General features: G+C 39.4%; 15 protein-coding genes. 2 read left to right on the forward strand and 13 right to left on the reverse strand.

What is annotated here, in order from left to right; translation table 11 throughout:
- A partial coding sequence (locus KKH91_00645; protein MBU0951324.1) for a gliding motility-associated C-terminal domain-containing protein occupies positions 1-230 on the forward strand: 230 nt, incomplete at its 5' end.
- On the opposite strand, the gene KKH91_00650 is transcribed toward KKH91_00645, so the two are convergent.
- The 12 genes from KKH91_00650 to KKH91_00705 form a co-directional block, all read right to left on the reverse strand.
- On the reverse strand, positions 223-1,539 hold the full coding sequence (locus tag KKH91_00650) for a hypothetical protein (protein MBU0951325.1): 1,317 nt from the start codon (positions 1,537-1,539) through the stop codon (positions 223-225). The genes KKH91_00645 and KKH91_00650 overlap by 8 nt on opposite strands.
- A gap of 57 nt (positions 1,540-1,596) precedes the next feature.
- Positions 1,597-3,924, reverse strand: coding sequence for a hypothetical protein (locus KKH91_00655; GenBank protein MBU0951326.1), 2,328 nt, complete (start codon positions 3,922-3,924; stop codon positions 1,597-1,599).
- A 45-nt stretch (positions 3,925-3,969) separates the two neighbouring features.
- Positions 3,970-4,671, reverse strand: a complete 702-nt coding sequence (locus tag KKH91_00660) for a PIG-L family deacetylase (protein ID MBU0951327.1) — start codon at positions 4,669-4,671, stop codon at positions 3,970-3,972.
- A 38-nt stretch (positions 4,672-4,709) separates the two neighbouring features.
- A complete protein-coding gene (locus tag KKH91_00665; GenBank protein MBU0951328.1) occupies positions 4,710-5,660 on the reverse strand; it encodes a glucosamine-6-phosphate isomerase in 951 nt (316 codons plus the stop codon).
- 25 nt (positions 5,661-5,685) lie between these two features.
- Positions 5,686-7,008, reverse strand: a complete 1,323-nt coding sequence (locus tag KKH91_00670; GenBank protein ID MBU0951329.1) for a DegT/DnrJ/EryC1/StrS family aminotransferase — start codon at positions 7,006-7,008, stop codon at positions 5,686-5,688.
- A 19-nt stretch (positions 7,009-7,027) separates the two neighbouring features.
- Entirely contained in the window at positions 7,028-8,068 is a 1,041-nt protein-coding gene (locus tag KKH91_00675; GenBank protein MBU0951330.1) for a Gfo/Idh/MocA family oxidoreductase, read from the reverse strand.
- 89 nt (positions 8,069-8,157) lie between these two features.
- The gene (locus KKH91_00680) at positions 8,158-8,817 is read right to left on the reverse strand and encodes a cyclase family protein (protein ID MBU0951331.1); all 660 of its coding nucleotides are present in this window, start codon (positions 8,815-8,817) and stop codon (positions 8,158-8,160) included.
- 1 nt (position 8,818) lies between these two features.
- A complete protein-coding gene (locus KKH91_00685) occupies positions 8,819-9,103 on the reverse strand; it encodes a (2Fe-2S)-binding protein (GenBank protein ID MBU0951332.1) in 285 nt (94 codons plus the stop codon).
- Between the two features lies 1 nt (position 9,104).
- A complete protein-coding gene (locus KKH91_00690; protein MBU0951333.1) occupies positions 9,105-9,614 on the reverse strand; it encodes a 4Fe-4S binding protein in 510 nt (169 codons plus the stop codon).
- A gap of 1 nt (position 9,615) precedes the next feature.
- A complete protein-coding gene (locus KKH91_00695) occupies positions 9,616-10,704 on the reverse strand; it encodes an NAD(P)/FAD-dependent oxidoreductase (protein ID MBU0951334.1) in 1,089 nt (362 codons plus the stop codon).
- Positions 10,701-11,018 carry a (2Fe-2S)-binding protein gene (locus tag KKH91_00700; protein MBU0951335.1) on the reverse strand — a complete coding sequence of 106 codons (318 nt, stop codon included), beginning with the start codon at positions 11,016-11,018 and terminating at the stop codon, positions 10,701-10,703. The genes KKH91_00695 and KKH91_00700 overlap by 4 nt, the downstream gene beginning before the upstream one ends.
- A gap of 11 nt (positions 11,019-11,029) precedes the next feature.
- The gene (locus tag KKH91_00705; protein MBU0951336.1) at positions 11,030-12,229 is read right to left on the reverse strand and encodes an FAD-binding oxidoreductase; all 1,200 of its coding nucleotides are present in this window, start codon (positions 12,227-12,229) and stop codon (positions 11,030-11,032) included.
- Positions 12,230-12,441: 212 nt separating this feature from the next.
- Here KKH91_00705 and KKH91_00710 point away from each other — a divergent pair, with 212 nt between their 5' ends.
- On the forward strand, positions 12,442-12,552 hold the full coding sequence (locus KKH91_00710) for a hypothetical protein (GenBank protein MBU0951337.1): 111 nt from the start codon (positions 12,442-12,444) through the stop codon (positions 12,550-12,552).
- Between the two features lie 56 nt (positions 12,553-12,608).
- On the opposite strand, the gene KKH91_00715 is transcribed toward KKH91_00710, so the two are convergent.
- Positions 12,609-13,362: carboxypeptidase regulatory-like domain-containing protein (locus KKH91_00715; GenBank protein MBU0951338.1), on the reverse strand; the 754-nt coding region annotated here is incomplete at its 5' end.

Genomic DNA, 13,362 nt, shown 5'->3' on the forward strand with positions numbered 1-13,362 from the left:
GTACAAATAGGGAAATAACATTTAAGCAACTGCCTGCAAACAAACTAATAACGCTGAGCATATACACCTTAGCCGGGGTGAAGATATTTGAGAAGTCATTTACTCAAGCCACAAACGAGTGGGAGTGGGACTGTAAGAACCGGGGTGGAGAAAAAATATCCAGGGGTTTATATATTTATGTGATTAAATCCGGGGACACAATCAAAAAAGGGAAGATTGTGATTAAATAAGAGATAAACATTTAACAATTTCATAACTTTTTTGGCAATTTCTTAAACAAAATTCAGTAAGATTCTTTTTTATTTGCTTACTGTTGCCTTTTTTTAGAAGTATTTTTGCTTTCTTAAACTCATTTTTCAATGCTTCGTCCATTTCACTTTCGGAAGACAGAAACCGAGGAACAAACTTATTTGAAACACCATATTTGTTATAAAGTTTTTCAGTAATTCCTGCCACTTCAGTGCTTACAAAATTTGTTAAAATACCGTCTATCCCTAATGGAAACGGTATAAAATGCGTATAGTTTGGCCTCCCGGCTGTTACCCAGGCAGTAGCAAAAATTTCAGGGTTTTTTTTAGGTATGACCGCAATAAAACTTACCGTTGTTTTCTTCCAGCACATAGGCCTGGCATACTTCACTTTTTGGGGATATACCATATCTCTGGAAATTTTCTTAAACAATTGCGCAGTAATCTCGCCTCTTTCTTCGCCAAGCATTTCAGCAACTCTAAAATATCTTGAAAAACACATTATTTTATTCTTTGGTTCGGTATAAAATGATGCTTTAGCGGGTAACCAGAAATTTGAATCCGGACTTATCAGAACGTCATTCTTAATAAATTTATAGTTGAAATCAAATGCATTCAACTCCACCAATAATCCTTTATCTTTATCAGCAAAATGGTATATACTGCCCAATTCTCTATGGTAAAGTTTATCTTTCTCTACTTGTTTGAATATCTCCAAAACATCCTCGCAACAAGTTGCTGTTTCTGCTGCTTTCCTGGCAATATAGATGCTTGAAAGGCCAATATCCTCCACTTTCATCCCGTATAGTTCCTCCCCTGAAAATGATGTAGTCATGCCAACACCTTTTTCATTAAGGAACAAAGGAGGACCATTAAAAATACACCTTCCAGCGCTAATATATTTATAGGTGCCGTTAACATTTTTTATATGCACACTGGCTGGGCCAGGAGAATCTATACTGCCGGCAACAATGGATTCTCCTGTAGCTGTAACATTACCTATTGCCATCCAGGGCGTGCAGTGCGAATGCAGAAGTGTCATTGACATCACATCCACAAATGGAATATTCAACTCCTGGGCAATTGCATAAATTTCTTCTACCCAGTCAGGATTAAACCTCTTTTGAATTTTTTCCGCTTTTTTTACTGTAGGTGTAATGTTTTCTGTTGTCCATCCTTTCGCCCTCATAATTCTTTTTATCTGTTTCTTAATACTTTCACCGCATATTTTACCGATTGTTTTACCAACTTCTTTCGGGCTACCTGAAAAACAGACAATTTCTTTACTCATTTTATGCACGGCTTTTTCCCCTATCCTTCAATCATTTATTGCTGTGCTGTTTTGTTTCTACTTTTTTCCCATAATTACTGATATCTTATGAAGCGCGCCATCATTAAAATTTGGCACTAGGTTGCCTTCTATTTTTTTCTCATCAACTATTATTTCTTTTACTCCTTTTTCAATTCCTTCAGGATTACATATTTTTATCTCGTAAAGCGCATTTCTGTAATTTCTGACTATTTTCAAATGTTTCCAACTGGAAGGAATACAGGGGTCAATAAGTAAACCATTGTAAAGAGATTTCACGCCGAACATTCCTTCAATTATTGTTGTGAACATCCAGGAAGCTGTTGCTGTCATCCAACCAAACATTGACTGGCCCAATTTTTCATTATTATCAGCATTATAAAAATTTGGAAATGCATACGGCTCACAACCGGACAACTTCATTGGATTTTCGGGATTATACGGAGTAACCTTAAGTAAAGTTCTATAGGCATCGTTACCCCTGCCATCAAAACATTCAGCAGCAAATTTCATAGCGTTAGGATGAACATAAACGCATCTCTTTGGATACCACGCTGTTAAAGAACCGATATTCTTACAATAGGAACTAAAACTCGGCGCAAACCACATATATCCGACTTTTGTGCACAAATTGTCTTCAACTGATTTCATAGCCAAGGTTTTCCTGTTTTCGTATTCTCCGACGCCGCTTAAAACTGACCAGAGCTGGGACATAATAAATATTTTTCCTTCTTTGTCTTTTGAGGAACCTATCGGCTTTCCATCGTCATCATAAGCTCTTAGATACCATTTCCCATCCCAGGCATTCTTATTGATATTTTTTGTCAAAATTTCTGCATTTTTTTTCATCTCTTCTGCAATTTTCTTATCTCCGATAAATTCAGCTAATTCCTTCATTTCTTTAAGAGCAGCAACCACTGCCATAGAAAGCCAGACACTTTCTCCTTTTCCTTTTGCCCCTATTTTTTCTAAGTTATCATTCCAGTCGCCGCCATGCATTAATATTAGCTTGTGTTTCCCTGTATCAGAACACAAATGTCTCAATGCCTTAAGAGCATGCTCATACACTGTTGCCTTTCCTTTATCAAGATATTCAACAACCTGATTAAGAATAGCTTTATCGCCAGTCTCTCTTATATAAGCGCAGAGAGTAAAAATTATCCAAACAGGACTGTCGGCATAGGGCCGGGCATCGTGCGGGGAACCCCAGTCACTCCATTGTCTCAAAGCAGTTCCATTAGAATATTGATACTTTAATGCAGTTAAAATGCCTTCCTTTGTCTGGTCAGAATTCAATAAAAGAATTCCTTTTACATCCTGAAGAACATCTCTGAATCCATGGTTTACGCCAAAAACAGGGCCTCTCACCCACTGAACACATTGAATTACCTGATTTTTTAACCAGATATTCGCCAAACGGTTCAAATTTTCATCAGGCGTTTCAATTTTAACTTTTTCAATTATAGTTTTCCAGTGATTATTAACTCTATTAAATTCTTGCTGTATAGTTTTCTTATTTTTGTATTTTTTTACTAATTCTTTACGCTCTTTTTCTGAAAAAGAACAACCAAGAAGAATATTGAAAGTTTTTTGTTCCCCGGCTTTTAATACAATTTTTTTATGAAATGCTCCGACCAAAAACTCATTAGAGCCGCCGCTATTTGATAATTTTCCTTCAATAATATTTTTAGGCGAGCCGTACTCGCCATATTTTCCCAGAAATTTTTCTCTTTGACAATCATAGCCGTCAATTTTAAAATCCGGAGCAAAAAATGCCTGGAATTTCTTACCGCCGCCATGCGCAGTATAGTCCGCTAAAATAAGATTTTCGTCCCTCAAGTAATCTGCTCTTGAATACCAGATAGGGAACTCAAAGGACAACATAAAACTTGAAAGATACCATTCAACAAAAGGAAAGAATGACAAATTTCTCTCTCTGTTATCTTCGTTTGCTATAGTTACTGTCCATATTTCTAGAGGATCATCTAAAGGAATAAACATTCTCATAGATGCTCTGATCTTATCAGAGACAGATTCTATAATACTGTAGCCAAGGCCATGCCTGCACCTGAAATCTTGATATTCAGCTTTAACCGGTTCCCAAGTCAGCGACCAGACTTTTTTGCTGCTGTCATCGCGCAAATACACATATTTTCCCGGCCTGTCATCGGCCCAGATATGCTGGGTTAATCTATTTCCATCCGGCAGATGGTACATACTTAAGCCGCCGCCAGTTTGAGATAAGTAAATACCATATTTATTGTTTGAAAAATAGTTTATCCAGGGCCTCGGGGTATCAGGCCTGGTTATGATGAATTCTTTCCCATCTTCGCTAAAATGACCATAATCACAATTTGGCGCACTCATAACATCTCCTTTTACTGCTTTAAAATTTCGCAGGGTTTTATTTGTTTACGGAAGAAATCTTTTTGTTATATTCCTTCCCCACACATCTATTTTTCTAAACGCCTCTGCATATTTAACACTACACTGTAAACCTCTAAATTTTGCTACCGTAATCATAAAATCAATTATATCAATATTATCATGTCTTTTTAACCAGGTAAGCTGACTGCTATGACAGGCAAGCATTTTCTTTTTTATTTCTATTGTCTCAGTTATATCCACATATTCCGTGGGAAGGAAGTTTGCGCCTGCTAAAGTATCCATATAATATACAGGTGTAATTTTTTCATAAAACTTATGCTTCGTTTTAGTATGAGGCAAGGTGGCAATAAAACTTGCATTAAAAACAATTTTGCTGGCCAGTATATGATCAGGCATATAGTCATCCGGAGAATGGGTTATAATAACCTCCGGTTTGGTTGAACGAATTAACTCAACACATCTGATTATTGCTTCCCTCTCTAAATAGACATCTAAATCATCAATACCAAGTTCACTAACGCGGGCATTGATTATTTTTGCTGACTTCTCTGCTTCCTTTTTTCTTATTTTTGCTAACTTAGCCGGCGGTATAAGGAGGTGTCCTTTATCACCCCGGCAGACATGCGCCATTATTACTTCATGCCCTAATTTAGAATATTTAGCCAGAGTTCCGGCGCAAAGAATTTCTAGATCGTCAGGATGCGCGCCAACAGCAAGAATACGCATAATTCACCCCCGGTTTTTGCTCACTTTTGGAGCAAAAACTAATTACACTCAGCGCCTAATGGCCCGGCTAACTCTTTTAAAAAGAAAAGTTTACCGGGAAGTGTTGGCATAAAACTGCTTGGTATCCAGATATTTGGCCCATGCCTTAAAGTTACCCATAATGATAACCCCTGCCACATCATTCCTCTGCCGAGCGCGCCATCACAGCCGCCAATTATCCAGTCAGCTTTTAGAAAAAGCCCGGGGCCAATAGTATTAGCAAAACAGGGAACTAAAGTGGTACGGCTTTTGAAACTGGTAATTGCATTCTGTTCTATAGTCAGCGGATGTAATTTAGCGCCTAAACGATACTCCTGCCTCTGCCATTCTGTTTCAGTTAAAAATTCGCCGGCAAAATGCGGTTCCCAAAAAGCAATATGAAAAACACGGCCAATGCCAAACACAAGAACTAATTTTGCTCCCTGGTGTTTGAGCTGGCTTATTTTCTGAGGATAAGCCGGTAACAGCTCCTGGGTAGCAAAATGCCGTTGTTCTTTTGGCACGGTAAGTTTGCCTAAAGGCCCGAAAAAAACTTGTTCCATGGCGTTCTGGAACGCTGCCGGGTTATCCGGAGGAAGCGTGTTCCCTTTTGCATCGCTCCATTCATCCATATTAAAACTATAGACATGTTTGCAGTCAATATTCCATTCTTTAAGAAAGTATACTACCCATTTGTACATACCCATGGGGCCCACGGGCAGAATAAAAATTATTTTTTCTTTGTTTTCTTTTGCATTTTTTATTTGGAGCGCAATCTCATGGCCCATCATCGTATCAAATTCACCCAGTGTCTCGCAGGGGACAGGCGCAAATTTTTTGTTCCACCAGTCCTGCGGTTCAGTAATCTTTTCCGGCAGATTACTGCAGCACTGGTCCAGTTTTTCTAAATCCCATCCTTGTGGAAAAAAATTTTCCAGCAGAGAACCCTTTAAAGTAGTAATTAAATTCATTTTTTTCCTTACTCGAATATTTTTTTTATTTTTGCATTTCTTTAACTGAACTTATTACTGCGTCAGCCAAATATTTAAGTTGATTTTTATCAAAATCATAAAGCGGAAGATGTGTGAAACGATGCAAAAAAGCTTCTTCAGCATTCGGACAAGTCCCTTGCATTTTTTCTGTATCATAGCCCAATTGTTTCATAATAGAGAACCGATATAGCGGCGCAAAATGCGGTATGTTGGTAATCCCCTTAGCGGTAAGTTTTTCTTTAAGCACCTGTATGTCTCCATTTAGAACCGACGGGTCAATCTGCAGAAGATAAAGATGATGCGTGCTTTTTATTTTTTCAGTATCAAGTAACGGAGTGATAATCCCCTGGATATTTATAAACCGCGAGTTCAGATATTCTGCGGCTTTCCTGCGTTTAGCAATGATTTTTTCCATCCGCTTCATCTGGCCAAGTAATCCTAAAGCCTGTATTTCAGTAAACGAGTGGTTCCCCGGCCCAAAATATCCACCCTTCCCTTCAGAAGCAACTACATCATATAACCAATGCTTAATTGGATGCGCTATATCAAATCCTACGAAACGGGCTTTAGAAAAACCCTGGCCGTAATCAAGATTTGTTACAAGTATACCGCCTTCTCCCATGGAAGTGACATTTTTGACTTCATGAAAACTAAAAGCGCCAAAATGTCCGACTGTTCCAATCATCTTACCTTTATACTCAGCGCCAAAAGCGTGCGCGGCATCTTCAATAACTGTGATATTGTGTTTTTCAGCCAATTTCATAATCGGGTCCATATCTACGGGGTACCCCCCCAGATGTACCGGCATAATAACTTTAGTTTTGTCAGTAATTTTTCGCGCTACATCATCAGGGTCCATATTTAATGTTCTCGGGTCAACATCCGCGAGCACAACTTTTGCGCCAATTGCAAGAGGATAGGCTATAGTGGCAATAAAAGTAATAGCGGGCGCAATAAATTCATCGCCGGGCTTAAGTCCGGCAAATTTATTAGCGATTTCAAATCCTGCGGTAGCATTGGTGAGGGCTACGGCATGTTTACATTTAAGAAACTTTTTGGTCTCTTCTTCAAGTTTCTGAACTTGTGAACCTAAACTCAGTTTAGTTGCCAGCCCTCCTTTTTCCCGGAGATTTTGGATTTCTTTCCTGACTTTTTTCATCTGTTTATTGTACAATGCTGACTGCTTTCCTTTTGGAATCAAAAATTCTACAATACTAATTACATCTTCATAATTTACTTTTTCTCCTACTGCATCCCAGGGAACACGGCTTGATCCTGTATTATACCGAAAATCTGATGACACTTTCTTTTTTTGTTCTTTTGACATTTTGTTTACCTCGCTTAATTTATTTTATTTTTACTGCTTTTCCTGTTTTTGCTGATTCGTATGCAGCCAGGCATATTTCTAAGTTGTGCAACCATTCCTCGGGAGTAATTGCTGGCGCTTTATTATTCTCAATACAATCAGAAAAATGTTCTATCTCGGCTTTATACATATTCACCGGCTCAACTTCAATTTTTTCCCCGTCAGCAATTACTCTTTGCTGTTGAGCGTTATATTTTTTACCATCCCCTTCCAGATAAACCATCGCTTCGCCGCCAGGCATCTGTCCAATAGTCCCTTTTGCTAAGATGCTTCCTTTAGTGCCATAAATCTCTAAAATATTTTTAGCCGAAGCATCCGGAATATTAAAACAATTATCTACCGCCCCTTGAGCGCCATTCTCAAATTTAAGAAGGACGTTTGCCGTATCTTCTACGGGATATTTATGGGTAAGATTACCAACAAAACAACTTACTTCTTTCACTCTGCCAATAAACATTTCCAATAAATCTATACAATGGCTGCCCATATCTATGAGCGCCCCCCCGCCCCCCAATTCAGGGTCTTGTCTCCAGGCTCCTTCTATCGGCGGATACCAGCAGGAAAGCTGCGCTCTTGCCATAACCAGTTGACCGAGTAAACCCTGCTTAATCAGCTCTTTTATTTTCTGGTGGTGCGCATGAAATCTCATCATATAACCAAGAGAAAAATTAACCTTATTTTTTTTACAGACATCTATTATTTGCCGGGCTTCCCCAAGGGTTATAGCCATTGGCTTTTCACAAAGGATATGTTTTCCTTTCTCGGCAGCTAAACTAGCCTGGCTACAGTGAAGATATGTGGGAGTAGCAATATATACTGCCTCTACTTCATTATCAGAGAGTAAATCTTTTTCATCAGTATAATATTTTACTTTATATTTCTCTGCAACAGCCTTTGCTTTAACTGCATCAATATCCATTACTGCAACCAATTTAGCATTAGGCGCTTTAGCAATTCCTTCCGGAATAGTTCTTCTATCAGCAATTCCTCCGGCGCCTATAACCCCCCATTTTATAGCCATATTCCTCCTTTTGAATTTTTATACCAACTTGGCCCGACCTATGCGGGCTCACGCCCACTAATGAATCGGCGGGCCGCTTATCCTATTGTTTAATCTTCAATAACAATCGCACGACAGGGCGCTCCGGAAACATCTTTAATATGTAAAGGTAAAACCACAAGTTTAGCGCGTGTCTTTGAAATACTGGCCAAATTAACCAAAGGAGCAAGCACAAGCGCGCCTTTTTTAAACATTTTTTCTAAAAGAGATAATTCAGTAGTCAATGACCCTGCCTGCGGGTCATCGTAACAGGGCAAATCTGCGCCTAAAATTGATATATTTTTACTCAATATCCATTCCATTGATTCCTTAGTAAAATGAGGGCTGTCTAAAACAAAATTCTTTTTATTCCACATTCTATCCCAGCCGGTATGAATAAGTAATGCATCTCCTGCTTTAATATCAACCGGGTATTGCTCTAAATCTTTTACCGTAATATGTTCCCTCTCGTTTTTATCTTTTGTCAATTTGATTATTGCTGCATCAACAACTAATTTTTCTAACGGTATCTGGTCAACAGTTATTTCGTTTTTAAAAAGATGCGCTCCTGTCTCCAGGTAGGTCCCGGAAATAGTGGATAAAAAAATAGAATGGACACTGACCCCTTCCTTGTCAATACTGGACACAGGTTTGATTTCAACAGCAGGGAAAGGACTGCCGTAGGACCACATTCCATTTTCAAAAATACCGGAAATTTCAGTAATCTTCATCTTATTCCTGCTCTCCCTTAGTACCTAAAATTTTTATTGGAACGGGCCTGATGGGTGGGCGTATAGTAGCCGGGACAATAGCTGACAAAGGTTTCCCGGTTTCCTCATTGATTATGCGCGCCACCAGTTTATTACAGGTCTTTGCCTGACATAAACCCATCCCTGCCCTGGTTATTCTTTTAACCGCATCAATATTATCAGCGCCATTTCTAACTGCTTTTCTGATTTCTTCCTCAGTGATTTCTTCACAACGGCAAATAAGTTTAAATTTTTTATGGTTTGTCATTTTATCCGCCTGCGGGCTCTATATTCCTTACTTGATTAGAATAAACTTTTGGTATAGCCACTGTTACCACTGCAGTTTTTTTATTTTTAGGAATATTCATCACTTTAATCACTTCAGCATCGCAGATAGCTTCACCTTTACGGTTTAATCCTTTAACAACTTGCCCCTTTTCAGGCAGAGGTAAATACTCATAGGGAAAAGCTACCGTAGCTTTATTTTCAGAATAGGTTTTATCCACCACAAAAATAGCTAATCCTGGACAGGGGGCAATACATAACCCGCAGCCTTTGCATTTATCTTCAACTAACCGGGGTAAATTAATAATTGGTTTACCTACAATAATTGCTCCTGAAGGACAGGCTGTTTCACAAGGATTGCAGGGAATTTTTTCTATACATTCAATAACAGCAACTGGCCCCTGCTCCAAACGTTCTTCAGCCGGATACCCGGGACAATTCTCTAAATCTTTTAATGAAACTTCTCCCGGGATGCTCCTGGATTTTTTTGTCAATTTATTTACTCCATTTTTTTATAAGTTCATTTTTGGCTTTCTGTCTCATTTCACCAAAAGGGCCTGTCCGCAAAAATTGCAGGCTATCCCAGATGACTTTTTTTCTCTCTTCCATTTCTTGTTTAGTGATATACCCTAAAGAATGAGCTACAGCTACGCCGGCTAAACGTCCTTCTTCCATAGCAGTAGAAGCTTCTTCCACTCCTGCTAAATCTCCGGCTACATATAGGCCGTCTATAGAAGTCTGCATATATTCATCATGGACAGGAATGTGTCCGCCAAGAGCAGAAAGATATTTAAACTTACAACCAGCCATCCAGCAAAGTTCAGCTAATGGACTCAAACCTACTGCCAGGCATATTAAATCTATTTTAAGTTTTTTTTCAGTGTGTTTAATATTTTTCCCCTGAGAATCTAAAGAACAAATAATAGCTTCATCTACACTATCGGCGCCTTTTGCTTCTACAACAGTACAGGAAGTGAGAATTGGCACTCCGGCTCTTCTGATTTTGGAAGCATGAACTTGATAGCCTCCCACTTTAGGCATAGCTTCTAAAACTGCCACTACTTTGGCTCCAGCTTGAAGCAACTGATAGGTAACAATTAAACCGACATTACCTGAACCCACCATAAGTATTCTTCTGCCGGGCAATACACGATGGATATTTATCATGGTCTGGGCCGCTCCTGCGCCCATAACTCCAGGGAGAGTCCACCCGGGAAAAGCAAGCGGATTTTCAGAAGCGCCTGTAGCCAAAATTATATTTTTTGCCTGAAGAATCTTGGTTTTATTCTGAGTAACCAATCCTAAAGTATTTTTATTAAATATTCCCCAAACTGTTGTGTTCAGCATTATCTTTACTCCGGCTTCTTTACACTTATCAAGAAGTTCATATCCAATTTCATATCCTCTTCTCCCGGCTTGATGCTCTTCTGAACCAAAAAATTTATGAATTTGTTTAAAAAGCTGCCCGCCGGGACGTTCGTTTTCGTCAATGAGCACAACCTCCACGCCTGATTTAGCTGACTCCAGAGCTGCGGTCAATCCGGCAGGGCCGGCGCCGACTATTACTAATTCAGCACCACTCATTTTTTGACACTCCATTTTCCCAACCCTTTTTGGGTTTGTATACGCATACCATTCTTTGCAGGAGTAACGCAAGTACGCACATTAGGCTGGCCATCAACAATCATAACACAATCAGTGCATCTGCCTATAGCGCAGAAAATTCCTCTCGGTTCATTCAGTTCCTGTGTGCGATGGAACACTTTTAACCCGGTATTAGCAAGCGCGGCAGCTATCGGTTCATTCTCATAAGCTTCAAGCTGTCTGCCATTAACCCATAATTTTATCTTTTTCTTTTTTTCTAGCTTCCCTAAAATAGGATGTTCAACTATTCTCATATTCATTTTTTCTACCTACCCAAAAAATTTGCCAATATAGTATAATTATAAATTCCGGGCCATTTAATTTTTCTCTTCCAGAACCGTTTAGGGTCAAAGGGAGCTATAGGCAAAGAATTTCTTCCATCAATAATATATTCTGCTACCAATTTACCGACAATAGCAGAGAAAGCCATACCATTAGAAAAACCAGCCGCTATAAATAGGCCTTTTATTCCCGGACTGGGGCCAATGCAAGGAAGCCCGTCAGCAGTAAAAGCCATAGTACCTGCCCAGGACCTAATGATGTTTACTTCTCCAAGATCATGGAACAAACGAGTGAAAATACTCGCGCTTCCCTGAATTTCCGCAAATGATACATCTTCACAATAATGGTCTATTTTTTTTCTTGCCTGTGTACCCAAACCGCCGACAATCAATCCGCCGGTAGCCGTTTGTGTTGTGCCGAAAATCACCTGATTATCAAGCATTGCCTCAAAGGGAAAAACAGCTAGGGCAGGAACTCTTTCAGTAACAACAGCGACTTGCCGTAAAGGCAGAATATCTATTTCTCCGGTTAAGTTGGGCGCCCAGGCATTGGTAGCGTTTATTACCCAGTTGGATTTAATATGCCCCAGGGCAGTTTCAACCCCTTTGACTTCCCCGTCTTTTATAACAATTTTTTTAACTTCTACACCGGTAAATATTTTTGCTCCGTATTTTTTAGCCCTGGAAGCAAAACCATAAGTCAATTTGAATGGATTTATAGTGCCGTCACTAGAACGAAAACGCGAACCAAGCGCGCAAGATGTAATCAACGGACATTTTTCTTTAGTTTCTTTCCTGTCAAGTAACTGGATTTCAGTATCACCTAACTTTTTTTGAAATTTAACTAATTTCTGAAGATATTCCAATTCTTTTTCCGTCCAGGCCAGGTCCAAACTGCCGCATTTTGTATATTCTAAATCAGCGCCAAGTTCATCAGCAAGATTTTCTAATATGCGATTATTTTTTCTGGTATAAGTCAGTCTGTTTAATATTGCGTCTTTATCAAAATCCCTGCCATCAAGCTGCATTACCATGCCGCCATTTCTGCCGGAAGCGCCGGAAGCAATATTCCTTGATTCCAATAAAACAATATTCTGTCCCGCTTTAGCTAAACGGTAAGCAATAGAACACCCCATAACTCCGCCACCAATAATAATAATAGCTGTTTTTTCAGGTAAAACCATTTTATTTATTCCAACTTTTTAGCGGTTTCTATCCTTTGGACCTATCAAGATCCTGCGCTAGGTTAGTGTAATTTAAATATTTTTATCTTTTTTTTGGCAAATTATTTTACTAAATTAACAGAATTCTGTCAAATTCAAAAAGCATAAACCTGGCAGAAAGGCCGACAAGAAACGGGAGGACGAAAGAAGGCTGGTTATATCTTGCGACTGTAATGGATTTGTTTTCCCGGAAAATTGTAGGTTGGCCCATGAGTGACCGGTTGAAACGTGAGCTTGTGATAGATGCATTCAATCAGGCAACAGGCCGGAGAGGCTCACTGTAAAGGGCTGATATTCCATTCAGACCGGGGCAGCTCAGAGAACATTTAGCCGGGGCTGTTTATTTAATTGCAATTTTACCTTTCTTTATTGCGCCTCCGGCATTAATCACATAAGTATATAATCCAGAAGATATTTTATTCCCATCCTTATTTAAACAATCCCATAGCCAGTTCCCGGTACCACAAACACCAAGATTTTTCTCCAGTACCTTATTGCCTGCTATAGTATAAATAGAAATTGTTATTTCTTTATCAGAAGGTAATTTCATAAATGTAACTTTATCCTCAACAGTGCCGGGATTTGGAGCCGGGACAGCGATGATTACATCTACATCTGCATCACCATTACCAGTACTAACTGGCGTCAATGAAATAGTCCGGCCAGTTATATTACCACTAACAATAGTTACTGTGATAGTTGAAGATTGATATCCAGAAGCTACCGCGCATACTTGATATGTGCCTGGCGACAAGTTTGGTATTTCATAATAACCACTTGCACTCGTGGTAGTTGAAACACCTGTTGTCATAACAGTTGCGCCTGGTATTACTACAGAAGTAATTGTGTCTTTCACATTTCCAGTAATCTTATATTTTGGGGAAGTGGCAGATTGCACAGTAATACACAAATCTTTTGTTGCTACCGCGCTGAGCGAATCTGTTACCCTGAAGGTCGTTGTAGTGGAACCTACCGCTGTCGGTGTACCGGAAATTGCTCCAGCCGCGCTTAAAGTTAAACCAGCTGGTAAAGCAGTAGTATTTGTCCAGCTATAAGGAGCTGTCCCGCCTGTAGCGGTTAAAGTGGCGCTATAA

The organism is Elusimicrobiota bacterium, from assembly GCA_018816525.1.
Taxonomy (GTDB): Bacteria; Elusimicrobiota; Endomicrobiia; order CG1-02-37-114; family XYA2-FULL-39-19; genus OXYB2-FULL-48-7.

Excerpts from the sequence above, each read along its gene's own strand:
- KKH91_00650 (MBU0951325.1), bottom strand. The coding sequence starts at position 1,539 with ATGAGTAAAGAAATTGTCTGTTTTTCAGGTAGCCCGAAAGAAGTTGGT.
- KKH91_00655 (MBU0951326.1), bottom strand. The coding sequence starts at position 3,924 with ATGAGTGCGCCAAATTGTGATTATGGTCATTTTAGCGAAGATGGGAAA.
- KKH91_00660 (MBU0951327.1), bottom strand. The coding sequence starts at position 4,671 with ATGCGTATTCTTGCTGTTGGCGCGCATCCTGACGATCTAGAAATTCTT.
- KKH91_00665 (MBU0951328.1), bottom strand. The coding sequence starts at position 5,660 with ATGAATTTAATTACTACTTTAAAGGGTTCTCTGCTGGAAAATTTTTTT.
- KKH91_00670 (MBU0951329.1), bottom strand. The coding sequence starts at position 7,008 with ATGTCAAAAGAACAAAAAAAGAAAGTGTCATCAGATTTTCGGTATAAT.
- KKH91_00675 (MBU0951330.1), bottom strand. The coding sequence starts at position 8,068 with ATGGCTATAAAATGGGGGGTTATAGGCGCCGGAGGAATTGCTGATAGA.
- KKH91_00680 (MBU0951331.1), bottom strand. The coding sequence starts at position 8,817 with ATGAAGATTACTGAAATTTCCGGTATTTTTGAAAATGGAATGTGGTCC.
- KKH91_00685 (MBU0951332.1), bottom strand. The coding sequence starts at position 9,103 with ATGACAAACCATAAAAAATTTAAACTTATTTGCCGTTGTGAAGAAATC.
- KKH91_00695 (MBU0951334.1), bottom strand. The coding sequence starts at position 10,704 with ATGAGTGGTGCTGAATTAGTAATAGTCGGCGCCGGCCCTGCCGGATTG.
- KKH91_00700 (MBU0951335.1), bottom strand. The coding sequence starts at position 11,018 with ATGAGAATAGTTGAACATCCTATTTTAGGGAAGCTAGAAAAAAAGAAA.
- KKH91_00705 (MBU0951336.1), bottom strand. The coding sequence starts at position 12,229 with ATGGTTTTACCTGAAAAAACAGCTATTATTATTATTGGTGGCGGAGTT.
- KKH91_00710 (MBU0951337.1), top strand. The coding sequence starts at position 12,442 with ATGGATTTGTTTTCCCGGAAAATTGTAGGTTGGCCCATGAGTGACCGG.